Here is a 25,680-nt window from a genome sequence, read left to right as displayed (position 1 = left end):
CAGCCCCGCCGAACAATCAAAAATGACGGCGCGGGTGAGTGGAGAGGGTCAAGAATGTCAGTCGGACGAAGTCTTTTTGCGGCGACGCTCGCCGCTGTGCTTGCGTTGGCAGTTTCGCCGGCGTCGAGCCAGACGCTGCGCTACGCCAACCAGGGCGAGCTGAAGTCGCTCGACCCCTACACACTCAACGAGTCGACCACCAGCGCGCATCTGGGCCACGTCTATGAGGGCCTGGTCGCCCGCGGCAAAGACCTGAAGGTCATCCCGGCGCTGGCCGAAAGCTGGGAGACGCCGGAGCCGACGCGTTGGCGCTTTCACCTCCGCAAGGGCGTCAAATTCCACAACGGTGACCCCTTCACCGCCGATGACGTGGTGTTCTCGGCCGAGCGCGTCCGAGCGAAAGGCTCGAACTTCCAAAGCCGCGTTCCCGCCGATGCCAAGGTCATCAAGGTCGACGATTACACCGTCGATTTCGTCCTGACCTCGCCCAACCCCATCCTGACCGCGCTGTGGGCGACCTGGTATATCATGGACAAGAAATGGGCAGAGGCGAACGATGCGGTGGCACCGACGCCCGCAGCCGCGACAACCCCGAGCTATGCCTCGCTGCATGAAAACGGCACCGGTCCCTTCACGATCGAGAGCCATCAGCCGGGTGTGAAGACCGTCTTCAAGGCCAACCCGAACTGGTGGGGCAAGCCGGAACATAATCTGAAGGAAATCGTCTTTACGCCGATCGCAAACCCCGCCACGCGCGTTGCGGCGCTGTTGTCCGGCGAGGTCGACGTGATCGAGCCGGTTCCTGTCCAGGACATCGAGCGCGTCAAAGCAAGCCCCAACGCCACCGTGCTGACGGGGCCTGAACTCCGCACCATCTTCGTTGGCATGGACCAGGCGCGCGACGAACTGCTGTACTCCAACGTCAAGGGCAAGAACCCATTCAAGGACGTTCGCGTTCGCGAAGCCGTCTACCGTGCGATCGACGTCGACCTGATCAAGAATCGCGTCATGCGCGGGCTGTCCACGCCGTCCGCGTTGATGGTCGCACCCGAGATCTTTGCGATGTCGAAGGACTTCACGCGACCGAAGCTCGATCCCGACGCCGCCAAGAAGCTTCTGGCGGACGCTGGCTATCCGGATGGTTTCGAGGTGACGATGGACTGCCCGAACGATCGCTACGTCAATGACGCCGCGATCTGCCAGGCCATCGTCGGCATGCTTGCCCGCATCAACATCAAGGTAGATCTGCTGGCGCAGCCCAAGGCCCAGTATTTCGCCAAGGTGCTGAAGCCCGGTGGCTACAAGACCTCGCTGTACATGCTGGGCTGGACTCCGGATACGCTCGACTCCCATAACGTGTTGCACGACATCATGGGCTGCCGCGACGATCCCAAGGATCCTAACCGTGGCGAAGCCAATCTCGGCGGCTATTGCAACAAGCAGTTCGACGAGCTCGCCGACAAGGTGCTCGTGGAATCCGATCCGACCAAGCGCGATCTCTTGATCAAGCAGGCCTTCGAGCTCTCCATGAAGGACTGGGCCTACATCCCGCTGCACCAGCAGGCGCTCGCCTGGGGCGTGTCGAAGAAGGTGAAGCTGACCCAGCGTGCGGACAACATGGTCATGCTCTACTGGGCGACCAAGCAGGACGAGTAGGTGTCGACATGTTGTGAAGTCCCGGAAGCCATCGCTTCAAGGTCCGGCTTCCGGGACTTGCTATTTCGAGCTAACGCAATGACGCGTGCTGCTGAAGAGATGTGAAAGGAACAGATGCTCGCTTTCACACTGCGCCGGGCCATCCAGGCCATCGGCGTCATGATCGCCGTCGGAATCATCGCGTTCTCGATGTTCCGCTTCGCCGGCGATCCCGTGAACCAGATGGTCGGGATGGATACGTCGGGCGCCGAACGCGCCGCGATCCGTCAATCGCTCGGCCTCGACGATCCCGTGATCGTGCAGTTCGGCCGATATATCGGCAACGCCGCGCAATTCAAGTTCGGCGTATCCTACCAATTTCGCCTGCCGGTCACCAACCTGCTGATGGAGCGGATGCCGGCGACGCTCGAGCTGGCCATCGTTGCCACCATCTTCGCCATGGTCAGCGGCATCCTGATGGGGGTCTATTCGGCGCTTCGCCGCGACAGCTGGCTCGCGCATGTCTTCCAGGCCGTCTCGCTGATCGGCATCTCGCTGCCGACCTTCCTGATCGGCGTCCTCATGATTTACCTGTTCTCGGTGACCCTCGGCTGGCTGCCGTCCTTCGGGCGGGGAGACGTCGTGCATATCGGGTGGTGGACGACTGGCCTTCTGACCTTGTCCGGCTTGAAAGCGCTGATCATGCCCGCGATCACACTTGGCCTGTTCCAGATGACGCTGATCATGCGCCTCGTCCGCGCCGAGATGCTCGAGGTGATGCGCACCGACTACATTCGCTTCGCCCGCGCACGCGGCCTCACCACGCGGGCGATCCATTTCGGGCACGCGCTGCGCAACACGCTGGTTCCCGTGATCACCGTGGCCGGCCTGCAATTTGGCTCGGTCATTGCTTTCGCCATCATCACCGAGACCGTGTTCCAGTGGCCGGGCATGGGGCTGCTGTTCGTGCAGGCCGTTCAGAACGTCGACATCCCGATCATGGCGGCCTATTTGATGATGGTGTCCCTGATCTTCGTCACCATCAATCTCGTGGTTGATATCCTCTACACCATCGTCGATCCGCGGCTGCGCTCGACGGTCAGCCGGGCGCACTAACATGAGCGAAGCCGTCGTTCCGCACACAACCGAGCGCCCTGCGGCCCCACCCGGCTGGTTCAGGCGCGCGCTCGACAGCGACCTGTTCTATTCGTTCCGCCGGTCCAAGGTCACCATGATCGCGGCGGCCGTGACGCTGCTGTTCTTCCTGGTCGCGATCTTCGCCTCGGTGCTGTCGGTACAAAATCCGTTCGATCCGGCACAACTCCAGCTGATGAATTCGCGCATCTCGCCGCTCTGGACCGCCGATGGCCAGAGCCCATTCCTGCTCGGCACCGACGAGCAGGGCCGCGACGTGCTGTCCGCAATTCTCTATGGACTGCGCATCTCGCTGCTCGTCGGCGTGCTCGGCGTGGTCCTGTCCGGCGCGATCGGCATCCTGCTCGGGTTGACGGCCGGCTATTTCGGCGGCGCCGTCGACGGACTGATCATGCGCATCGCCGACGTACAGCTTTCGTTTCCGGCTATCCTGATCGCGCTGTTGATCAATGGCATCGCCAAATCGGTCTTGGGCAACAAGCTCGACGAGATGAGCATGTTGGCGGTCCTGGTCTTCGCGATCGGGCTGAGCTTTTGGGTGCAATACGCGCGCACGGTGCGTGGCTCGGTCCTGGTCGAGAAGAACAAGGATTATGTCGCAGCCGCGCAGTTGATCGGCCTGCCCGCCCCCGTGATCATGCTGCGCCACGTGCTGCCGAACACCACGGGGCCGATCCTCGTGATCGCCACCATCAACCTCGCGCTTGCCATCATCACCGAGGCGACGCTGTCGTTCCTCGGCTCGGGCATGCCCGAGACAATGCCGTCGCTCGGCACGCTGATCCGCATCGGCAACGGCTATCTGTTTGCCGGCGAATGGTGGATCGTCGCCTTCCCCGGAATTGCGCTCGCGGCGCTGATCCTGTCGATCAACCTGCTCGGCGACTGGCTGCGCGATGCGCTCAACCCCAAACTCCGATGAGCATGCAGCGTTCATGACCGAACCCGTTCTCTCCGTCCGCAATCTCCAGGTCGAGTTCGCCTCACGACGCGGCACGCTGCGCGCCATCAATGGCGTCTCCTTCGACATCGCCAAGGGCGAAGTGCTGGGCGTCGTCGGCGAATCCGGCGCCGGCAAATCCGTCACCGGTCTTTCGGTGATCGGCCTGATCGATCCGCCCGGCCGCATCGCCGGCGGCGAGATTCGCCTCGCGGGCCTGCGCATCGACAATCTGCCTCCGGAGGAGATGCGCCGCGTACGTGGAAAGCGCATCGGCATGATCTTCCAGGATCCGCTGACCTCGCTCAATCCGCTGTACAAGGTCGGCGACCAGATCGTGGAGACGATCCGGACCCATCTCAATCTCTCCGAACAGGCCGCCCGCCGCCGGGCCATCGATCTGCTCGCCGAAGTCGGCATCCCCGCCCCGGAAAAGCGCATCGACGGCTATCCCCACGAATTCTCCGGCGGCATGCGCCAGCGCGTGGTGATTGCACTCGCGATCTGCGCCGAACCGGAGCTGATCATTGCAGATGAGCCCACCACCGCACTCGATGTCTCCGTGCAGGCGCAGATCATCTCGCTGATCAAGCGGCTCGGGCGCGACCACGGCACCGCCGTGATGCTGGTGACCCACGACATGGGCGTGATCGCCGAGACCTCCGACCGCGTCGCGGTGATGTACGCCGGCCGGGTCGCCGAGATTGGCCCCGTGCAGGACGTCGTCAGGAACCCGCTGCATCCCTATGCCAAGGGCCTGATGGGCGCGATCCCGACACTGGCCGGCGACGACAAGCGCCTGGTGCAGATCCCGGGCTCGATGCCGCGCCTGTCGGCGATCCCGCGTGGCTGCGCGTTCAATCCGCGCTGCGACTCCGCCTTCGATCGTTGCCGGGTGGAACGGCCGGAGCCGCTGTCGCACGGGACGCAATCGGTTGCCTGTCATCTTTATGACAGCGAGCCGGCGGAGACCGCAGCATGAGCACGCCTTTCGTCCAGGCCACAAATCTGCGCCGCGTCTTCGACGTCTCTAAACCCTGGCTCAACCGCGTCCTCGAAGGTGGGCATCTTGAGTATCTCAAGGCCGTCGATCACGTCACCTTCGACATCAAAAAAGGCGAAACCTTTGCGCTGGTCGGCGAGTCCGGCTCGGGGAAAACCACCGTGGCGCGCATGGTCGTCGGGCTGCTGCCGCCAAGCTCCGGCGACGTCCTGATCGACGGCGTCTCGATGACCGATCCGCGGCAAGGCCAGGCGCGCCGAAGGCTGCGCCGCCGCATCCAGATGATCTTCCAGGATCCCTATGCCAGCCTGAACCCGCGCTTCCGGGTCGATGCCATCATCTCGGAGCCGATCCGCGCCTTCGACCTGATCCAGGGTGAGCGCGACGTCCAGGCGCGCGTCGGCGAGCTCCTGACTCTCGTCGGCTTGCATCCCGACGACCGGTTGAAATTCCCGCACGAGTTCTCGGGCGGCCAGCGCCAGCGCATCGCGATCGCGCGCGCTCTTGCCTCCGACGCCGAATTCATCGTCTGCGACGAACCGACTTCGGCGCTCGACGTCTCCGTGCAGGCGCAGATCCTGAACCTGATGCGCGATCTCCAGGACAAGTTCGGCCTGACCTATTTGTTCATCAGCCACAACCTCGCCGTGGTCCGCCACATGGCGAGCCGGGTGGGTGTGATGTATCTCGGCCGCATCGTCGAGATCGCGGAAGGGGCGCGAGCTGTTCACCCGTCCGCGCATGCCGTACACCAAGATGCTGCTCGGCGCCGTGCCTGATCTTGCCATGAGCGGCCGCCAGCGCATTCCGGTGAAGGGCGAGATCCCGAACCCGATCAATCCGCCGCCTGGCTGCGCCTTCAACCCGCGCTGTCCGCTGGCGTTCGACCTCTGCCGCAAGGAGACTCCGGAATTGATCGACGGCGTCGCCTGCCATGCGGTGAACACCGCGCCGGTCCCGGCATAACGCGCCCGTGCCATGCGGCGCACGCATTGGCGGCACGGCATGGCCTGTGATCAATTGCGCGCCGCAGATGAGGTAGCCCATGGCCAGCAACGTCAATCCGGATCCCTTCACAACGCGGCCCGAGATCGAGGGCACGTTCGGCGTCGTTGCCACGACCCACTGGATCGCGACCGCCATAGGCATGTCCATCCTGGAAAAGGGCGGCAACGCGTTCGACGCCGGGGTCGCCACCGCGTTCACGCTTCAGGTGGTCGAGCCGCATCTGAATGGCCCCGGCGGCGATGTGCCTGTTATCGTGCATGACGCGAGGCGCGGCTGCACCGAGGTGATCTGCGGCCAGGGCCCGGCGCCGGCGCGCGCCACCATTGCCCATTACAAGAGCGAAGGCCTCGACATGGTGCCCGGCACCGGCCTGCTTGCGGCCTGCGTCCCCGGCACTTTCGAATCCTGGATGATGCTGCTGCGGGACTACGGCACGATGCGTGTGCGCGACGTGCTGGAGCCAGCGATCTCCTACGCACGCGACGGCTATCCGCTGGTCGAGCGCGCTTGCGCCACGATCCGGACCGTCGAGCAATTGTTCCGCAAGCACTGGCCGACCTCCGCCGCCGTCTACCTGCCGAACGGCGAGGTCCCGAAGCCCGGCACGATCTTCACCAACAAGACGCTGGCTGCGACCTACACCCGCATTCTCAACGAGGCCGAGAGCGGCGGCGGTGGCCGCGAGACCGAGATCGAGCGCGCGCGGAAATCATGGTCGCAGGGTTTTGTCGCGGAAGCCATCGACAAATTCTGCCGGACGCAGGAGGTGATGGACGTCAGCGGCTCGCCGCATCGCGGCGTGCTCTCGGCCGACGACATGGCGCGCTGGCAGCCAACGATCGAGGCGCCCCTCACCTACAACTATGGCCGTTACACCGTCTGCAAGGCCGGCGTCTGGAGCCAGGGGCCGGTGACGCTGCAGCAGCTCGCGCTGCTCAAGGGATTCGCGCTGGACGGGCTCGACCCGACCGGGCCGGAATTCATCCATCTCCAGATCGAATGCGCCAAGCTTGCCTTCGCCGACCGCGAAAAATTCTACGGCGATCCGAAGTTCTCGGACATCCCGATAGAGACACTACTATCGGATGGCTACAACGACCAGCGCCGCAAGCTCGTGACCGAGAAGGCCTCGCTCGATTTCGTCCCCGGCACCGTCGAAGGCTTCGGCGGCGTGGTCAAGCTGCGCCGCGCCGACGGCCAGCGCGAAGCGGTCGGCGCGCTCGGCGCCGGCGAGCCGACCGTCGGACGCTTCGGCGAGGTGCGCGGTGACACCGTGCATTTCGACATCGTCGACAAGGCTGGCAACATGGTGTCCTCGACGCCTTCGGGCGGTTGGCTGCAATCCTCGCCAATCATTCCCGAGCTCGGCTTCTGCCTCGGCAGCCGTGCGCAGATGTTCTGGCTCGAGGAAGACCATCCCGGCTCGCTCGCCCCGGGCAAGCGGCCACGCACCACGCTGTCGCCGACCATGGCATTGCGTGACGGCGAGCCGTATCTCGCCTGGGGGTCGCCCGGCGGCGACCAGCAGGATCAATGGATCACGCAGTTCTTCCTGCGCCATGTCCATTGCAACCTCAATCTCCAGGAGGCGATCGACGCCCCGGCCTGGCACTCCGAGCACTTCCCGATCTCGTTCTGGCCGCGCACCGCACGTCCGGGTGTGCTCGTGGTCGAGAACCGCGTGCCCAAAGCGACGGTCGAGAACCTTCGCGAGCGCGGACATATCGTCGAGGTCGGCCCCGACTGGTCAGAGGGCCGCCTCACCGCGGCCTCGCGCGTCGGCGTGCGCCGCCGCGCCGCCGCCAATCCGCGGGGCATGCAGGGTTACGCCGCGGGACGCTGAAGGCAACACATGACCTGGTCGATCATCGCGCGAGACCCTGCCACCGGCCAGTTCGGCATCGCCGTTGCGACCCGCTTCTTCGCCGTCGGCGCGCGCGTGCCCTATATCGCGGCGGGCTTCGGCGCCATCGCGACCCAGGCCTTCGTCAACCCCTATTACGGCATCGACGGCGTCAAGTTGCTGCGCGAGGGCCTGAACGCTCACGATGTCCTCGCCACACTGCTCGCGTCCGATGACGGCCGCGAAAGCCGGCAGATCCACATCATGGATGCGAGCGGCGCGATCGCCGCGCATACCGGGCGCGACTGCGTCGATTGGTGCGGGCACATACGAGGCAGCGGCTTTTCGATCGCCGGCAATATGCTCGCGGGCCCCGACGTCCCAGCCGAAACAGCGAAGACTTATATCGCCAGTGACAGCCTGCCCTTTCCGCGCCGGCTGCTGGCGGCGATGCGCGCGGGCGAAGCTGCCGGCGGCGACAAGCGTGGCAAGCAGTCCGCGGCGCTGCTGATCCATGGCGAGGAGGAATGGCCGGCGCTGGACATCCGCGCCGACGACCATCCCGACCCGCTCGGCGAACTCGATCGCCTCGAACGCGTCAGTCACGAGCTCTGGGTTCACTTCCGCTCGTCCATGCCGACGCGGCAGAACCCGGCCGGCAATACCGACCGCAGCGTCATCGAGGCCCGCATCAAAGCGGCGCAGGCAAGGCAAGCATGAGCGCGAGCCCCCTCCTCGAGATCAAGGATCTGCGCATCCGCTTTCACGGCGACGACGGCCGCATCACCCATGCGGTCGACAGCCTCGATCTCAGCGTGGCCAACGGTGCGACGCTCGGCCTTGTCGGCGAATCCGGCTGCGGCAAGAGCGTGACTTCGCTGGCAATCATGGGCCTGCTGCCGAAGCACAGCGCCGAGATATCGGGCGCGATCCGCTTCGACGGTTTTGACCTGCTGAAGACACCGGACCAGACGCTGCGCGGCTTGCGCGGCAACCGGCTCGCGATGATCTTTCAGGAGCCGATGACCTCTCTCAATCCGAGTTTTACGATCGGCGACCAGATCATCGAGACGATCTTGCGCCACCGTGGCGGCGCCCGAAAGGGTGCGCGCGAGCGGGCAATCGAGCTGCTGCGGCGGGTCCATATCCCCTCGCCCGAACGGCGCATCGACGAATATCCCCACAAGCTCTCAGGCGGCATGCGCCAGCGCGTCATGATCGCAATGGCGCTGGCCTGCGACCCGCAACTGCTGATCGCGGATGAGCCAACCACCGCGCTCGACGTCACGTTGCAGGCCCAGATCCTGGAGTTGATGCGCGAGCTGAAGGCGGCGAGCGGCGCCGCCATCATCCTTATCACCCACGATCTCGGCGTCGTCGCCGAAGTCTGCGACGAGGTCGCGGTGATGTATGCCGGCGAGATCGTCGAGCGCGCCCCTGTCGACGAATTGTTCTCGGCGCCGCAGCATCCCTATACCGTCGGCCTGCTTGGCTCGATCCCGCGGCTCGACCATCGCGCCGAGCAACTGGCGACCATTGAAGGCATGGTGCCGAACATGGCACAGCCGCCCGCCGGCTGCCGCTTCGCCGCGCGCTGTCCCTTCGTGCTGGAGGCCTGCACAAAGGCGCCGCCGCCACTGATGGCCGTCAGCCCCGGCCACGTCTCGCGCTGCATCCGCGCACCGCTCGAACTGCTGGTGACGTGATGGCGCTGCTCGAAGTCGACGGCCTCGTCAAGCATTTCGTCGCCGGGCGCTCGTTGTTCGGCCGGGCCCGGGCGCATGTCAAAGCCGTCGATGGCGTGTCGTTCTCGCTCGAAGCCGGCAAGACGCTTGCCTTGGTCGGTGAGTCCGGTTGCGGCAAATCGACCGTCAGCCGCCTGGTGCTGCGGTTGATCGAGCCGGATGCAGGCAGCGTGCGGTTCGACGGCCGCGACCTGCTCTCGCTCGACGCCGATGCGCTCCGAAAATTCCGCCGCGAGGCCCAGATCATCTTCCAGGATCCCTACGCCTCGCTCAATCCACGCATGACTGTCGGCCAGGTCCTGACCGAACCGCTCGCGCTCCACGAACTCGTGCCGCCGGCACAGCGGCGCGAGCGCGTCGCGGAGCTATTGCGGCTCGTCGGCCTGGAGCCGCGGCTGGCGCGGCGCTATCCGCACGAGTTCTCCGGCGGCCAGCGCCAGCGTATCGCCATCGCGCGCGCGCTGGCGGTCGAGCCAAAACTGATCATCTGCGACGAGCCGGTCTCGGCACTCGACGTCTCGATCCGTTCGCAAATATTGAATCTCCTGCGCGAACTACAGGACCGGCTCGGCCTCGCCTACATCTTCGTCTCGCACGACCTCGCCGTGGTCAAGCACATCGCCGACCGCGTCGCAGTGATGAATCTCGGCTGTATCGTCGAAGAGGCCGATGCGGACGAGTTGTTCGCCGAGCCACGCCATCCCTACAGCCGTGCCCTGTTGTCCGCGATCCCCCTGCCGCAACCTCGCGCCAGGCGCGCGAAGGCCGTGCTGCAAGGCGAGATCCCGAGCGCGCTCAATCCGCCGGCGGGCTGTCGTTTCCATACCCGCTGCCCGTTCGTGATCGCGCGTTGCTGCACCGAGGCGCCCCCATTGGCGGCCGACGGCGCGGGCCACGCCACCGCCTGCCATCGCGTCGATGAGTTGCCCCCAGCCGACGCCATCCTGCCGGCTGCGGCCGGATTTACGCCGGCGCTGGCGAAATTGGTCGCAGCTTTCAGCCGAAAGACGGAAGGCGCGGCCCCCTCGGGTGTTGGTATACAGAGTGCAAGGCCTACGACGACGTAGCCGGAGCAATGGGGACTGTCTGATGAAGAAGTTTCGCCTGGCCGCAGCGGTGGCCGCGTTCCTCCTGTCGCTTGGTGCCGTCCAGGCCCAGACCACGCTGCGCATCGGCCTTGCTGAGGACCCTGATATCCTCGACCCATCCATGGCGCGCACCTATGTCGGCCGCATCGTGTTCGCCGCCTTTTGCGACAAGCTGTTCGACATCGACGAGAAGCTCAACATCGTGCCGCAACTCGCGCTGTCCAGCGAAACGGTCGACGACGGCAAGGGCCTCGTCATCAAGCTCCGGCCCGGCGTGAAATTCCACGACGGGGAGCCGTTCGACGCGGAAGCGGCCAAGTTCTCGCTGGAACGCCACCTGACCTTCCCCGGCTCGTTCCGCAAGCCGGAGCTTGCCTCGGTCGACCACATCGACGTCGTCGATCCCCTCACCATCAAGCTGGTGTTGAAGTCGCCATTCTCGCCGCTGCTCGCCCAGCTTACCGACCGCGCCGGCATGATGGTCTCGCCGAAGGCGGCGAAGGCAGCCGGTGATAAGTTCGGCCTGCACCCTGTCTGCGCCGGCCCCTACAAATTCGTCGAACGCGTGCAGCAGGACCGCATCGTATTCGAAAAGTTCGCCGACTACTGGAACAAGGACAACGTCTTCATCGACAAGGTCGTGTTCCAGCCCATCGTCGATGCCACCGTGCGGCTGGCGAACCTGAAATCCGGCGGCCTCGATCTGATCGAGCGCGTGCTCGCCACCGACCTCAAGGAGGTCCGCGCAGACTCTCGTCTGAAGGTCGCGACCGCGATCGAACTCGGCTATCAGGGCGTCACGCTCAATATCGGCAAGGACAAAGCCAAGGGACCGCTCAGCCAGTCCGCAAAGGTTCGGCAGGCGCTCGACCTTGCCATCGACCGTGAAGCAATCGACCAGGTCGTGTTCAACGGCGAGTTCCAGGTCGGCAATCAATGGGTCAATCCCGATCATCCCTACTATCAAAATGCCTTTCCGGTCCGCGCCCGGAACGTGGAGAAGGCCAAGGCGCTGCTGAAGGAGGCCGGCGTGACTCTGCCGGTCAGCATCGATTTCCTGGTGCCGAAGGGCGCGGAAAACGAGACACCCGCGCAGGTGATCCAGTCAATGGCCGCAGAAGCCGGGTTCGACATGAAGATCCGTGTCACCGAGTTTGCGACCGGGCTCAAGCAGGCCGAAGCCGGCGATTATCAGGCCTTCTGGCTTGCCTGGAGCGGCCGTATCGATCCCGACGGCAACACCTTCGTCTTCCTGCATAGCGGCGCACCACAGAACTACAGCGACTGGAATAATCAACAGGCCGACAAGGCACTGGAAGACGCGCGTCTCGTCACCGACCCCGCCAAGCGCAAAGCCACCTACGAAACCCTTGCAAAGCTGGTCCAGGACGAGGAGCCGATCCTCTACCTCTACCATCGCCGCATCATCATCGCGCATACCACCAAGCTCGAAGGCTACAAGCAGATGCCTGACGGCCTCGTGCGCGTCGTCGGCCTCAAGCTGAAGTGACACGGCGGGAATGCTGAACTTTCTCACCCGGCGACTTGCGCAGATCGTACCGACCTTGTTCTTCGTCTCGGTGCTGATCTTCTCGCTGCAGCAATTGCTGCCGGGCGATCCGGCACTGGTGATGGCGGGCGAAGAGCGCGATCCCGATGTGATCGAGCAGATCCGGCACCAATACCGGCTCGACCAGCCCGTTCCCGTGCAATACGCCTACTGGATCAAGGGCGTCCTTGTCGGCGACTTCGGCGAGTCCTTGCGCAACAAGATGCCTGTGCGCGAGCTGATCGCACAAAAGCTGCCGGTGACGCTGCAGCTCGGCGCGATGGCCATCATCATTGCCTTCCTGATCGGCATTCCTGCCGGGATCGTCGCGGCGGTGAGGAGAGGAACGGCCTGGGACTACGGCGCCAATTTCTTCGCGCTATGGGGCATCTCGACGCCAAACTTCTGGCTCGGCATCATGCTGATCTTCGTGTTTTCGATTGAGCTCGGTTGGTTGCCGGCCTCGGGCTACGTGCCGCTCACCGAGAACTGGCGCGCGAGCCTGGCTGCCACCATCATGCCCGCCTTCGTGCTCGGCAATGCCATTGCCGCGGTCCTGATGCGGCATACCCGCAGCGCCATGCTGCAGGTGCTGGAGAGCGATTATGTTCGCACCGCGCGCGCCAAGGGACTCTCCGAGCGCTCGGTCATCCTCAAGCACGCCATGCGCAACGCGCTGACGCCGGTCATCACGCTCGGCGCGCTCGAACTCGGCACGCTGTTGTCCGGGGCGGTGCTGACGGAGCAGATCTTCTCCATTCCAGGTTTCGGCAAGCTGATCGTGGACGCTGTGTTCAACCGCGACTACGCCGTCGTGCAGGGTGTCGTGCTGGTGACCGCCACCATCTACATCGCCCTGAACCTGGTTGCCGACGTCGCCTATATCCTCGTCAACCCGCGGCTGAGGGGCTAGGCCATGACCGACGCCGTGCTCACGGCCGATCCAGTCACGGATCCAGGCGAACTGGACAGCCCGGCGCGCCGGGCGCGGCGCCGCCTGTTCAAGCGCAAGGCGGCGGTTGGGGGCCTCGTGGTCCTGGCCATCTTCATCCTGCTCGCGCTGTCCGCGCCGCTTCTCGTGCCGTACGATCCCATCGCGACGAGCTGGGGCCTGGTGCGCAAGCCCCCTACCGCAGCGCACTGGTTCGGCACCGACGAGCTCGGCCGCGATATCCTGAGCCGCGTCATCTACGGGGCGCGCGCCTCGTTGCTGGCCGGTCTGATCTCGGTTGCGATCGCCCTCGGGATCGGCGTGCCGCTTGGCCTCGTCGCCGGCTATCGCGGCGGATTTGTCGATGCGCTGATCAGCCGGATCACCGATGCGATGCTGGCCTGTCCGTTCCTGATCCTGGCGATTGCACTGGCGGCGTTCCTCGGCCCCAGTCTCGGCAATGCCATGATTGCGATCGGTATCTCGGCCACCCCCGTCTTCATCCGTCTCACGCGCGGACAGGTGCTGAGCGTCAAGGCGGAGGACTATGTCGAGGCCGCCCGCGCCCTCGGCAATCCGCCCTGGCGGATTGCGGTCTCGCACATTCTGCCGAACATCCTGCCTGCATTGCTGGTGCAGGCCACGCTGTCGATCGCAGCTGCCATCATTGCGGAGGCCGCCCTATCGTTCCTGGGGCTCGGCCAGCAACCGCCGGCACCGTCCTGGGGCAGCATGCTCAATGCGGCGCAACGCTTCCTGACCCAGGCGCCCTGGATGGCGATCTGGCCGGGGCTTGCGATCTTCCTCGTCGTGCTGTCGCTGAACTTGCTTGGCGATGGCCTGCGCGATGCGCTCGACCCGCGCCAGCGCTAGATGACGGTCTCGCGCAAGACGCGGCGGCAATCCATTTCGTATTCGAGATCGACCACCGGCGGTCGTGCAAAGTGCCAGGTGAGCCCCGAGCGCAATGCGCCGCGCCTGACCAGCTCGTCGACCAGCGCGTGATGAAAATCGTGCACGGAATAGGCCTGCACGCCGGTCGTGTCCTTCCAACCGAAGCCAAAAGCCGTCATCCGGCTCTCCATCTGCGACGTGGTGGTGAACCGCACTTTCTCGCGCAAACCCTCGGGGCTGAGATCGCGGTACCGTACCGTGCGCTCGACGTAGGTGCCGCCGCCCTCGCGCGCCTCTGCACCGCCCGCAATGACAAAGGACGGCGCGCTGGAGCTCGTCGGCCGCGTGAAGGAGAACGCGTAGAATGACGGCTCGGGGGGCGGATCGACCTCGGGACAGACGTTGCTGCGCGCCACCGGATTGGTCGAGCCGTCGAAGATGCCCCATTCCGACAGCGTCTTGACGTAGTGCAGATTGAAGGCGCGAAAGCCCTCTTCGCTGAACGCCGCCGGCGAGCGCAACTCGCAGGCACAGAAGGCGGTCAGCGGACGTCCGACGCCCTGGATGTACTTTGCAGCCAGCGCAAACCCTTCGGCCAGCGGCACCAGACGATCGAACCGGACGCGCTCGATCTCGTAGCCGTCATCGGCGGCAGCGCCAGCGGAATACTGGAAGACGGAGGGAATGAACCGGTAGTTGCCGGTCGAGAATTCGCGCGTCATGTGGCCTCTAATCCAGTTGAATGCGGGCGCCCTTGCCGCCGTTGAGCAGGCGCTTCAGGTGAAAGCCGGCGAGAGGATCGTCGGCGTGCATACCGACCAACGCAGCAAAGGCCGGCATGGCGGCGGCATCGCCCGCTTCCATCCTGGCAAAGGCCTCGGAATATTGCGCTGTCGCGGGCGCCTCGAATTTTTCCTGCGGCAGCGGCTCGAATGCGCGGAGCGGCTCGCTGCGCCCGCGCAGCATCAGCTCACCCACCGGACGTCCCTGAAAATTCTCGGCGGCCTCGGCGACACTGGAGCTGACGCAGATGCGGGTCCCCAGCTGCTTGTTGGCAGCCTCCAGCCGCGCCGCGATGTTGATCGTATCCCCATACGCGGTGTAGTCGAAGAAGCGGTTGCCGCCAAAATTCCCGACCAGCGCGGAGCCTGCGTGAATACCGATGCGGGTGGCACCGAAATTCACGCCCCTGGCCTTCTGACGCACGCAAAAATCCTGCGCCCAGCGATCGAGGTCATGGGCGCACGCCACCGCACGTGTCGCATAATCAGGCTGATCGCCGGGCGCATTGAACAGCACATGGAGCGCATCGCCGATGATCTTCGCGACCGTCCCCTCATGCGCGAAGACGACCTCCGTCATGCCGCCAACATATTCGTTGAGGAGCGCCCCCAGCGTCTCGGGCGGCGCGCTTTCGACCAGCGAAGTGAAGCTGGTGATGTCGGTGAAGATGGCCGCGACATCGCGCCACTGGACCTCGATACCCTCACCCTCCCTGCTTGCCGCCAGGCGTTTGGCAAGCTCCGGCGAGAAGTGGCGCGACAACGCGGCGTGGGCCCGCTCGGCCTCTGCCTGGCGGCGCCGCACCTCGCGCAGCATCTCGATGTGGCGAAGGGTCTTCTCGATCGTAGCTTCGAGATCGGCGAAATCGATCGGCTTGGTCAGAAAATCGAACGCGCCGCGGTTCATGGCGGTGCGGATATTGCTCATGTCGCCATAGGCCGAGACGATAATGGTCGACTTCTTGTCCTCGGCTTCCTGCAGCTTCTGCAGCAGCGACAATCCGTCCATCCGCGGCATGTTGATGTCGGAGACCACCATGTCCACCTGCGGATTCTGCTCGAGCGACTCCAGCGCCTCCAGGCCGTCCCGCGCGAACATGATGGCGACGACCCCGTCGCGTATCTGCCTGCGGAATTTTTGCAGGATCAGCGCCTCGAGGTCGGGCTCGTCATCGACGAAGAGGATGGTCGGGGTCATGCCGCCTGCTCGAGCCTGGTATCGATCTCCTGGCGCAATTGCGCAAAGTCGATCGGCTTGGTGAGAAGCTTCGCGGCGCCGCGCTCGATCGCGGTCCTGCGCGTCTCGGCATCGCCATAGGCCGTGATCATGATGACCGGAACATGGGGATGATCGGCGCGTACCTTGGGGAGCATGTCGAGCCCGCTCATGCCGGGCATGTTGATGTCGGACAGGATCAGGATCAAGGAAGGGTCGCGAACTTCGGCCGCGCGTCTGATCGCATCGGGCGCCGACGGCGCGAACTCCATCTGGAATCGGCCGGCGCGCAAGTCGCGCCGGAACTGCTGCCGGAACAGCGCCTCGACGTCGGGCTCGTCATCGACGACCAGGATGTAAACGTTCAAGTCCTGCCTCCGGATGTGCCGCCAGCCGCCATCGTGCGCGGCAGCGTGATGATGAATTCGGTGAATGCACCGGGCGTGGTATTCACGTCGATCGTGCCGCCGTGCTGCTTCACGACGATGTCATGGCTCATGGACAAACCAAGCCCGGTCCCCTCGCCCGCCGGCTTGGTGGTGAAGAAGGGGTTGAACATCTTCTCCTTCACCTCCTGCGGAATGCCCGTGCCGTTGTCCCGGATCCGGATCTCGACGCTGGCGCCGATATTCTTCGTCGATGCGCTCAGGGTCGGCTCGAAGTCGGCAGCAGCGCTCTCCTTGTGCTTGGCCGCCGCATAGAAGCCGTTCGAAATCAGATTGAGGAAGACGCGGGTGATTTCCTGTGGATAGACATCGGCCATACCGGCGGCCGGATCGAAGTCGCGCGCGAGCGTCACGTTGAACGACGGCCTTTCCGCGCGCGCGCCATGATAGGCCAGATTGAGGCTCTCCTCCACGATCGCGTTGATGTCGGTGGGGCGATGCTCGCCGGAGCCTTCGCGCGAATGCAGCAGCATGTTCCTGACGATCGAATCGGCACGCTTGCCATGCTGCACCACCTTGTCGAGATTGCCCTTGAGCATGCCGGTGAGCTCGTCGACCTCTTCCTTCGTCTTGTCGTCGAGCGAAGCTGTTTGCAGGACCTCGTTGAGCTCGTCGATCAGCTCGGTCGAGACCGAGGAGAAATTGTTGACGAAGTTGAGCGGGTTCTTGATCTCGTGGGCGATGCCTGCCGTGAGCTGGCCGAGCGATGCCAGTTTCTCGGTCTGGATCAGGCGGCCCTGAGCCGCGCGCAGATCGTCGAGCGACTGCGACAGTTCTCTCGTGCGTTCCTGAACTTCGTCGAACAACCGCACGTTCTCGATCGCGATCAGGGCCTGATCCGCAAAGGTTGTCGCAAGCTCGATCTGTTTCTCGCTGAAGGGATGCACGACATGCCGAGTCAAGACGAACACCCCGATGGGCGTCCCCTCTCGAAGCAGAGGAACACCTAGCATCGTACGCACATTGGAGCGTCTTCGTGCAGACGAAGGTGCATATTCCGGATCGGCCTGCACATCCGGAACATGAACCGTCTTGCACTCGAGCAAGGTGCGTCCGACGACACTTCCGCGCTCCGGTACCGAAGCAAATGTCCGAAGCTTGGTCTCCTGCTCGGCATCAAGGCCGCAGCTTGCTGCCAGATAAAAGACGCCATCGCGGGGCCGAAAGATCGTACCTTCGTCCGCGTCGCACAGGCGGGCCGCCGACCCAACCAGGGTGTCGAGCACGGTCTGCAGATCGAACGTCGAGCGGCTGATTACCTTCAGCACATCGGCGGTGGCGGTTTGCTGCTGTAGTGCTTCCCGCAATTCGGCAGTCCGCTGCTCGACCTTGCTTTCGAGGCCGGCGTAGGATTCCTGCAGGCGCTCGCCCATGTGGTTGAACTGGTCCGCGAGCTCCTCCAGCTCGTCGCCGGTCTTGATCGAGATGCGTTGGGCGAAATCGCCGCTGCCGATGCGCATCGCGCCGCTGCGCAGTGCCTGGATCGGACCGACCATGCGGCGCGCGAGGAATACTCCGGCGAGCACCGCGAAGATCGAAGCTGCGAGCAGCACGATCGCAAGCCGTTCCAGCGAGGCATAGAGGGTCGCGTAGGCTTCCTCGACCGGCAGCTCGACGAACATGGTCCAGCCGAGCGGGGCAATCGGCGCGGACGCCGTCAGAACCTTCTGTCCCTGGATGTTGGTCGCTTCCTGCAAGGAGTCCGGCATGGCACCGCCGCCGGCGAGCGCCGCACGCACCTGCGCCAGGCCTGACAGGTCGGTATTGCGCAAGACCAGGCTGATATCGGGATGCGCGATCAGGCGGCCCTCTGGGCCGACCACATAGGCGTGCCCGTGCTGGCCGACCTTGATCTGGGAGACGACATCCCAGATGAGCTTCAGGTTGACCTCCGCGATACTGACGCCGGCGTCCTTTCTCGCGCCGGCCAGCGCCAGTGTCATGTAAGGTTCCGACTCGCGGCGGAAATACACCGGCCCGTAATAGACCTTGTGCGCAATCGCCTGCGTAAATTTAGGATCGTCCGACAGGTCGATGCCGCTGTCGATCGCATCCATCGCCAGCCGCGAGACACGAAGGCGCTCTCGGCCGGTCGAGTCGACCTGGGCGAGTTCGGTGATCGCAGGCACCTGACGCAGCAACCGCAGCGCGTCGAACCGGCGCGGCTCGATCGAGGCTTGGTCGCTTTTGTCCGGCTGGTGGCTCACCGACCACGGCAGTTGCGTGGTCCAGCCCAGCTGGCTCTCGATCTCTTTGACGAACTGGCTGATCTTCGCGGCGGCCGCCTCGGCCTGCTCGTGCTGGACCCGGATCAGCGCGGCCTTGTGCTCCCGGTAGTAGAACAAGACCTCGAACAGCCCGTTCGCCAGCAGGGCAATGGCGACCACGGCCACGAACAGCGCGACATATTTGGTGAACAGCCGGGTCTTGATCCCAGGCCCCGCCTCGCCGGACGCGACGCCGCCCTCGGCCGCACTCGGCAAGGTCCTGGTTTGCGGGGTATCGGGATGGACGGAAATGCTCATTCCCCCAAGCCTAGCAAGAAGGCCGGAGCTTGTCTCTCGGTGCAGCGCACAAGGCTATTCAATGACCCAGTCGGCAATTGCCAGCAAGGTGGGCGGAATTTCAAGCCGGTCGCCTTCGCCGTCTTGAGATCGATCGCCAGGGCATAGCGGGTCGGCAGCTCGAACGGCACATCCTGGGGTCTGCCCCATTGAATATGCGGCCCGCCAGCGCGCCGGTCCGCTCGAAGGATTCCGAGAAGTCGGCGCCGAACGAGATGAGCCCGCCGCCGCGGGCGAACTCGTCGAATTCATCGATCGCCGGCAGCTTCGCTCAAAGCCTTGGGTCAGGTCGGGCGCAGCGCCTTGGCGTCGAGGTCGAGCTCGTTGACCTGCTTGTTGCGCTCGGAATCTGCCGCCGCACGATGGTCGGTCGCCAGCACGACATAAACGGCGGGCAGCACGAACAGGGTGAACAGCGTGCCGATCGACATGCCGGCCACGACCACGAGGCCGATCGAGAAGCGGCTGGCCGCTCCTGCGCCCGATGCGGTCAGCAGCGGGATCAGGCCGGTGACCATCGCCGCCGTCGTCATCAGGATCGGCCGCAGACGGATGCGGGCCGACATCTCGATGGCCGAGCGGCGGTCGAGCCGTTCGTTGACCTGGAGCTCGTTGGCGAACTCCACCATCAGAATGCCGTGCTTGGTGATCAGGCCGACCAGCGTGAGCAGACCGACCTGGGTGTAGATGTTCATGGTGGCCACGCCGAAGAACAGCGGGATCAGCGCGCCGACAATCGCCATCGGCACCGAGATCATGATCACGAACGGGTCACGCAGGCTCTCGAATTGCGCCGCCAGCACCAGGAAGATGATGATCAGCGCGAAACCGAACGTGATCGCGAGCTGGTTGCCTTCCTGCACATACTGCCTGGAATCCGCGAGATAGTCGTGGCTGAATCCCTGCGGCAGCTTCTTGGCCTCACCTTCGAGGAAATCCACCGCAGCACCAACCGTCACGCCGGGCATCGGCACGGCCGAGAAGGTCGCCGAATTGAGCTGATTGTAGTGCGTCAGCGAGTTCGGGTCGGTCTTGGTCTTGATCGAAACCACGGTCGACAGCGGGAGCTGCTGCCCGGTGTTGGTCGTCACATAGTAGTCGCCGAGCGATTCAGGCGACAGGCGCTCGCTGCGCGGCACCTGCGGAATCACCTGGTACGAACGGCCCTGGAGATTGAATCGGTTGATGTAGTTGCCGCCGAGCAGAACCGCGAGCGTGGAGCCGAGATTCTGCATGTTGATGCCGAGGTCCTGCGCCTTGGTGCGGTCGATCGTGACGTCGACGTTCGGCTGGTTGTAGGCAAGGTCACTGTCGGAGACGATGAACATGCCGCTCTTGCGCGCGGCGTCCTTCAGCTTCTCCATCTGCTCGTAGACGGTCTGGAAGCCCGCGGTCGAGCTGATGACCATCTGTACCGGCAGACCGCCCGGTCCGCCCGGCAGCGGCGGCAGGTTGAATGCGAACGCCTGCACGCCTTCAATCTTGGAAAGTTCGGCCTGGACCAGCGGCTTCAGCGCGATCGACGAGCGCTTGCGCTCGTCCCACGGCTTGAGCAGCATGCCCGCGATGCCGCCCTGCGGACCGTTGATGCCGTTCAGCACGAAGCGCAGGTCGGTTTCGGGGAATTTCTGGAACTCCTTGTCGAGCTTGTCGCCGTAGAAATCGACATAGTCGATGTTGGCGTATTTCGGCGCCTTGGTCACCGCGAACACGATGCCCTGGTCTTCCTCCGGCGCAAGCTCTTTCGAGGTGTGCATATAGAGGAAGCCGACGAGCCCGAGGATCGTGATCGCGAACAGGCCGGTGATGGCCTTGTAGTCGAGCGAGCGGTCGAGCCTCCGCCCGTACCATCGCGTCACGGCGCCAAATACCCTGTTCACCAGTTTGGCGAACCGGCCTTCTTCCGTGTTCTTCAGCAGCACCGAGCACATCATCGGGGACAGCGTCAGCGCGATCACGCCCGACACGATCACCGAGCCCGCGAGCGTGAAGGCGAATTCGCGGAACAGCGAACCGGTGAGGCCGCCGAGGAAGCCGATCGGGGCATACACCGCCGCGAGCGTGATGGTCATCGAGATGACGGGGCCGACGATCTCGCGTGCGCCTTGCAGCGAAGCCTGAACCGGTGTCTTCCCCTCCTCCAGATGGCGGTGGATGTTCTCCACCACCACGATGGCATCGTCGACCACGAGACCGATCGCGAGCACCATCGCCAGCAAGGTCAGCAGGTTGAAGCTGAAGCCCAACGCCAGCATCAGGGTACAGACGCCGATCATCGACAGCGGGATGGTGACGACAGGGATAATGACCGATCGCAGCGAGGCCAGGAACAGGAAGATCACCACGATCACGATGATGACGGCTTCGCCCAGCGTCTTCTCCACCTCGTCGATCGAGGATTGGATGAACTTGGTCGAGTCATAGGCGACCTTCATCTTCATCGACGGGGGCAGATTGCGCTCGAGTTCCGGGAACAGCGCCCGGACGCCCTTGACCAGCGTCAGCGGGTTACCCTGCGGCGTTGCCTGCACGCCGATGAAGATCGCGTGCTCGCCGTTGAAGGCGACGCTCGCGTCCGTGCTCTGAGCCGCAAGCTCGACGGTGGCGATGTCCTCCATCCGCACGAACCCGCCGTCCTTGGCTTTGACGATCATCTTCTTGAACTGGTTGACGTCGGTCAGGCCCGTGTTCGTCGAGACATTCGAGACGATGAGATAGCCCTTGGTCTGCCCCGCGGCGGACTGGAAGTTGTTGGCGGTGATCGCGGAAGCAACGTCCGCCGGCGACACGTTGCGGCCGGCCATCTTCACCGGATCAAGCCAAAGCCGCATCGCAAAGGTCTGGCCGCCCAGGATGTCGGCCGACGCAACACCGTCGACGGTGGACAACACGGGCTGCACCACGCGCGTCAGATAGTCGGAGATTGCCGAGCCCGACAACTCGTCGGACGAGAAGCCCAGATACATCACGGCCGTGGTCTGCCCCGTCGTCTTGGTGACGATCGGGTCGTTGGATTCCTTCGGGATCAGGTATTTGACCGAGTTCGTCTTCGCCAGCACCTCGGTGAGCGCCTGGTTCGGATCGAAGTTCAGCTTGATGTAGACCTGGATCGTCGAGGTGCCGAGCACCGAGGACGAGGTGATGTAGTCCACGCCTTCGGCCGAGGCGACCGCCTGCTCGATCGGTGTCGTGATGAAGCCCTGGATCAGGTCCGCGGACGCGCCGGGATAAACGGTCGTGATGTTGATGACCGTGTTCGACAGCTTCGGATATTGCCGGATCGGCAGCACCATCGCCGCGCGCAGGCCGATCAGCAGGATCAGCAGGCTGACAACGACCGACAGAACCGGGCGCTTGATGAAAATATCAGTAAAGGCCATCGCGGCGATCTCGATTTCTATGTCTCAAGAGACGTGATCCGGCCAGGCCCGATCACGTGCGTGTCTTGTCAGTAGCGCGGCGGCTGCGCGGGGATCGGAGGAGCCGGGTCGGTCGAAATCGCAACAGCGGCGCCCGACTGCAGCTTGAGCTGACCGACGGCGACGACCTTGTCGCCCGGCTTCAGGCCCTTGATGATCTCGACGCGGCCGTCGACCCGGTTGCCGGTCTGCACGAAAGTTCGCACCGCGCTCAGGCTGGTTTTGCCATCGTCACCCTTCTTCTCGGCGATTACGAACACCGAGTCGCCGTACAGCGTGTAGTCGACCGCCGTCTCCGGCACGGTGGTCACGGCCGGCTTGTCCGGCATTACCACCGTGGTGCTCACGAACATGCCCGGCTTCAGGATCTTCTCCGGGTTGGCGATGGTCGCCTGCACACGGATATTGCGGGTGTCGGTCGCGATCTGCGGCTCGATCGTGGTGATCTTGCCGTCGAAGGTGCGGCCCGGATAGGCGTCCACCTTCAGCCGGACCACTTGTCCGACCTTCAAATTGGCCGAGTCCTTTTCCGTCACGGTGAAATTCGCCCACAGCTCCGAGAGATCGGTCAGCGAGACGATCGCGGTGCCGGCTGTGAGATATTGTCCAACCTCGACCTTGCGGACGCCGAGATCGCCGGAGAACGGCGCGCGCACCAGCTTCTGCGAGATCAGCGCTTCGGTCTTGGCGATGCCGGCCAGCGCCTGGTCATAGGCGGCTTGCGCGGAGTCGACGGTCGCCTGCGGACCGAACTGGCGCGATGCCAGCTGCTTGGCGCGATCGAGCGAAAGCTGCGCGACCGTTGCCTGCGCCTTGTAGTTGGCGAGGTCGCCCTGGTCCGGTCCATCGAACAGTTGAACCAGCGGCGTCCCGGCCTCGACATGGGTGCCCGGCTCGAACTTGATCTCGGTGACACGTCCGTTGACGTCGGCGCTGACGTCGACCTGGTGCACGGCAACGAGGCTGCCGACTGCGGTGAGCAGGTTCGGTACCACTTCGGACTTCGCGTCGGCCGCGCTAACCAAGGTCGGGGGCGGCTTGTTGTTGGCGAAGAACTGCTTGATCATCTGGCCCCGGAAATAGTTGAACCAGACGAGACCGCCGACCAGCGCGCCGAGGAGCGTGCCGACGATGATGAACCAGAGCACCGGCCGGACCGGACGCTTGGGAGCCTTGCTGTCGATCGGTTCGCCCGAAATCTTGTGTTCGGCCACGATGTTCATTGTCATGCGCTTTCTGCAATCGCCCTCTTGCCGGCATCCGCGGCCTGATCGTGGCCGAGATGCAAAGCAATTGCGGCGTCGTTAATTCCGATGCCCCTCAAGAGAAACTCACAAAGCTGCCGCTCCAGATCGTTCGCCCGGCCATAAGCGAGGCAGGGCACGGAGGGCAGCCTGGTTAGCGCAGCGGTCATCACCGTATGATGCGCAAACCAGAACAGGTTGAGCGGCTTGCTGCCACAAGCCCGCGCATCGCCGGCCTCGACCGCGCGTTCGAGCGAGGCGACGAAGACCGCTCCGATCAGCGTCTCGATCTTGGCATATAGCAAACGCGCGAATTCGCCATCATCCAGATGACTAGTGGCCATCAGTCGCAGGCGCTGGGCCTCTTCCTGGTCGGGACCGTCGGCGATCTGCACGAAGTGCTCGACCATGCCGCGGATCAGTTCGACCAAGGTGGCCGTCGACGGCTCGCGCTCGAGCAGTTCGGTCAACGCCGGGTCCGCCTCGCACTCGTCGCTGAGGATTTCGGCATAGAGCGCCGCCTTGGACGGAAAATGCTTGAACAGCAACGCCTCGGAAATGGCAGCAGCGGCCGCCACGCTCTTCGTCGTGGTGCCGTTATAGCCGCGTCGTGCAAAGCAGCGTTTCGCGGCTCCGAGGATCAATTGACGCCTCAGGTCGCTCGTCATACGCAATGAGCTCATGCTAGTGAGTAATCACTCACCCACGCCAAAGTCAAGCAAATTGCTGCGTCGCAACCTAAGTGCGTGAGAATCCATCGGAAATCGGTCACAGGTTACCGCGGCGGGGCGCCCCCAGTTAGCCAAATCGACGGTCGGCCTCGGATTGGCTGGGAGCCGAGGTCGCCACAACCGCAGGATCGGAATCAGCGACAGAGTGCCATGTGATTGCCGACGCCGGTCGACTTGCTAATCACCACATGGCCGTAGACGGTGGTCAGCAGAACTCGAAAAAGCGAAAACAGCATATCGGTGTCATCAGGTGAGTATGGCGCATGAACGCAGATGCGAACGAATTGGCGGCCAATTTCGATCTGGCGAAGCTGACGAGCGAATTCTACGACGATCCCTATCCGACCTATCGTGCACTGCGGGAGAACGAGCCGGTCAAGCGGCTCGCGAGCGGCACCGTATTCCTGACGCGCTACGACGACCTCGTCACCACCTACAAGAACACAAAGTCGTTCAGCTCGGACAAGAAGCGCGAGTTCGCGCCGAAATATGGCCACACCCCGCTGTACGAGCACCACACTACGAGCCTCGTTTTCAACGACCCGCCGGCGCACACCCGCGTGCGGCGCCTGATCATGGGCGCGCTGTCGCCGCGCGCGATCGCAGGGATGGAGGGCGATATCGTCAAGCTGGTCGACGGCCTGCTCGACGCCATCGCCGCCAAGGGGGCTTGCGAGCTGATCGAGGATTTTGCCGCCTCGATTCCGATCGAGGTCATCGGCAATTTGCTCGACGTTCCCCACGACGAGCGTGCGCCGCTGCGCGATTGGTCGCTGGCGATCCTTGGCGCACTCGAGCCTGTCGTATCGATCGAGGCCGCCACGCGCGGCAACAGGGCTGTGACGGATTTCCTGGCTTATCTCGAAACGCTGGTCGCGCGCCGACGGCAGAAGCCGGGTAACCCTGATCGCGACGTGCTGACCCGCCTGATCCAGGGCGAGGAGAACGGCGAGCGGCTGACCGAGAAGGAGCTGCTCCACAATTGCATCTTCCTGCTCAATGCCGGCCACGAGACCACGACCAATCTGATCGGCAACGGCCTCGTCGCGCTACATCGGAATCCTGACCAGAGGGAACGCTTGATCGACAATCCGGATCTGATCAAAACTGCTGTCGAGGAGATCCTGCGCTACGAAAGCTCGAACCAGCTCGGCAACCGCATGACGACCGAACCTGTCGAGCTCGGCGGCGTCATGCTCGAAGCGGGCACGTCGGTGACACTGTGCATTGGAGCTGCCAACCGCGACCCGGCGCAATTTCCCGACCCTGAACGCTTTGACGTCGCGCGCACGCCGAACCGGCATCTTGCGTTCGCCACCGGCGCGCATCAATGCGCCGGCATGGCGTTGGCGCGGCTCGAAGGCGCGATCGCGATCTCGCGTTTCCTGGCGCGCTTCCCCGACTACGCCGTGAGCGGGCAGCCGGTGCGCGGCGGCCGGGTGCGGTTTCGCGGCTTCCTGAGCGTCCCCTGCTCGATCGGCTGAGGC

19 protein-coding genes and 1 pseudogene are annotated in these 25,680 nt (G+C 64.1%); 13 read left to right on the top strand and 7 right to left on the bottom strand.

The window, feature by feature from the left end; genetic code table 11:
* Positions 1-54 precede the first annotated feature (54 nt).
* The 12 genes and pseudogenes from ACVW16_RS29085 (at position 55) to ACVW16_RS29030 (ending at position 13,770) form a co-directional block, all read left to right on the top strand.
* The gene (locus ACVW16_RS29085; protein ID WP_456702446.1) at positions 55-1,656 is read left to right on the top strand and encodes an ABC transporter substrate-binding protein; all 1,602 of its coding nucleotides are present in this window, start codon (positions 55-57) and stop codon (positions 1,654-1,656) included.
* A gap of 114 nt (positions 1,657-1,770) precedes the next feature.
* Positions 1,771-2,751: an ABC transporter permease gene (locus ACVW16_RS29080; RefSeq protein ID WP_456702445.1), complete on the top strand. Its 981-nt coding sequence runs from the start codon at positions 1,771-1,773 to the stop codon at positions 2,749-2,751.
* Between the two features lies 1 nt (position 2,752).
* Entirely contained in the window at positions 2,753-3,712 is a 960-nt protein-coding gene (locus ACVW16_RS29075) for an ABC transporter permease (RefSeq protein ID WP_456738065.1), read from the top strand.
* 13 nt (positions 3,713-3,725) lie between these two features.
* Positions 3,726-4,712 (top strand): ABC transporter ATP-binding protein, encoded by a 987-nt coding sequence (locus tag ACVW16_RS29070; protein ID WP_456702443.1) that lies wholly within the window; start codon positions 3,726-3,728, stop codon positions 4,710-4,712.
* Positions 4,709-5,699: pseudogene (locus ACVW16_RS29065) on the top strand (ABC transporter ATP-binding protein). The gene ACVW16_RS29070 and the pseudogene ACVW16_RS29065 overlap by 4 nt, the downstream one beginning before the upstream one ends.
* A gap of 79 nt (positions 5,700-5,778) precedes the next feature.
* Positions 5,779-7,584, top strand: coding sequence for a gamma-glutamyltransferase family protein (locus ACVW16_RS29060; RefSeq protein ID WP_456702441.1), 1,806 nt, complete (start codon positions 5,779-5,781; stop codon positions 7,582-7,584).
* A 9-nt stretch (positions 7,585-7,593) separates the two neighbouring features.
* Positions 7,594-8,304 (top strand): DUF1028 domain-containing protein, encoded by a 711-nt coding sequence (locus ACVW16_RS29055; protein WP_456738483.1) that lies wholly within the window; start codon positions 7,594-7,596, stop codon positions 8,302-8,304.
* Positions 8,301-9,290: an ABC transporter ATP-binding protein gene (locus tag ACVW16_RS29050; protein WP_456702439.1), complete on the top strand. Its 990-nt coding sequence runs from the start codon at positions 8,301-8,303 to the stop codon at positions 9,288-9,290. The genes ACVW16_RS29055 and ACVW16_RS29050 overlap by 4 nt, the downstream gene beginning before the upstream one ends.
* Positions 9,290-10,396, top strand: coding sequence for an ABC transporter ATP-binding protein (locus ACVW16_RS29045; protein ID WP_456738064.1), 1,107 nt, complete (start codon positions 9,290-9,292; stop codon positions 10,394-10,396). Before ACVW16_RS29050 ends, ACVW16_RS29045 begins: the two co-directional genes overlap by 1 nt.
* 22 nt (positions 10,397-10,418) lie before the next feature.
* Positions 10,419-11,927 carry an ABC transporter substrate-binding protein gene (locus ACVW16_RS29040; protein ID WP_456738063.1) on the top strand — a complete coding sequence of 503 codons (1,509 nt, stop codon included), beginning with the start codon at positions 10,419-10,421 and terminating at the stop codon, positions 11,925-11,927.
* Positions 11,928-11,937: 10 nt separating this feature from the next.
* Entirely contained in the window at positions 11,938-12,879 is a 942-nt protein-coding gene (locus ACVW16_RS29035) for an ABC transporter permease (RefSeq protein WP_456738062.1), read from the top strand.
* Positions 12,880-12,882: 3 nt separating this feature from the next.
* Complete coding sequence (locus tag ACVW16_RS29030) at positions 12,883-13,770, top strand: ABC transporter permease (protein WP_456702435.1); 888 nt, start codon at positions 12,883-12,885, stop codon at positions 13,768-13,770.
* On the opposite strand, the gene cnbZ is transcribed toward ACVW16_RS29030, so the two are convergent.
* The 7 genes from cnbZ to ACVW16_RS28995 form a co-directional block, all read right to left on the bottom strand.
* Entirely contained in the window at positions 13,767-14,513 is a 747-nt protein-coding gene (gene cnbZ / locus ACVW16_RS29025) for a 2-amino-5-chloromuconate deaminase CnbZ (RefSeq protein WP_456738061.1), read from the bottom strand. The genes ACVW16_RS29030 and cnbZ overlap by 4 nt on opposite strands.
* A 7-nt stretch (positions 14,514-14,520) precedes the next feature.
* Positions 14,521-15,771: an adenylate/guanylate cyclase domain-containing protein gene (locus ACVW16_RS29020; protein ID WP_456702433.1), complete on the bottom strand. Its 1,251-nt coding sequence runs from the start codon at positions 15,769-15,771 to the stop codon at positions 14,521-14,523.
* Positions 15,768-16,157 (bottom strand): response regulator, encoded by a 390-nt coding sequence (locus tag ACVW16_RS29015; RefSeq protein ID WP_092227706.1) that lies wholly within the window; start codon positions 16,155-16,157, stop codon positions 15,768-15,770. The genes ACVW16_RS29020 and ACVW16_RS29015 overlap by 4 nt, the downstream gene beginning before the upstream one ends.
* Entirely contained in the window at positions 16,154-18,760 is a 2,607-nt protein-coding gene (locus ACVW16_RS29010) for an ATP-binding protein (RefSeq protein ID WP_456738060.1), read from the bottom strand. Before ACVW16_RS29010 ends, ACVW16_RS29015 begins: the two co-directional genes overlap by 4 nt.
* Positions 18,761-19,083: 323 nt before the next feature.
* The gene (locus ACVW16_RS29005) at positions 19,084-22,179 is read right to left on the bottom strand and encodes a MexW/MexI family multidrug efflux RND transporter permease subunit (protein WP_456738059.1); all 3,096 of its coding nucleotides are present in this window, start codon (positions 22,177-22,179) and stop codon (positions 19,084-19,086) included.
* Between the two features lie 68 nt (positions 22,180-22,247).
* Entirely contained in the window at positions 22,248-23,441 is a 1,194-nt protein-coding gene (locus ACVW16_RS29000; protein WP_456705215.1) for an efflux RND transporter periplasmic adaptor subunit, read from the bottom strand.
* Positions 23,442-23,443: 2 nt separating this feature from the next.
* On the bottom strand, positions 23,444-24,145 hold the full coding sequence (locus tag ACVW16_RS28995) for a TetR/AcrR family transcriptional regulator (protein ID WP_456738058.1): 702 nt from the start codon (positions 24,143-24,145) through the stop codon (positions 23,444-23,446).
* A 311-nt stretch (positions 24,146-24,456) separates the two neighbouring features.
* Here ACVW16_RS28995 and ACVW16_RS28990 point away from each other — a divergent pair, with 311 nt between their 5' ends.
* Entirely contained in the window at positions 24,457-25,677 is a 1,221-nt protein-coding gene (locus ACVW16_RS28990) for a cytochrome P450 (RefSeq protein ID WP_456738057.1), read from the top strand.
* Positions 25,678-25,680: the final 3 nt, after the last annotated feature.

The sequence above is a fragment of the Bradyrhizobium sp. USDA 4474 genome (assembly GCF_054057515.1).
Note: the sequence above shows the minus strand (reverse complement) of the source record. Positions and strands in the feature narration are given on the sequence as shown.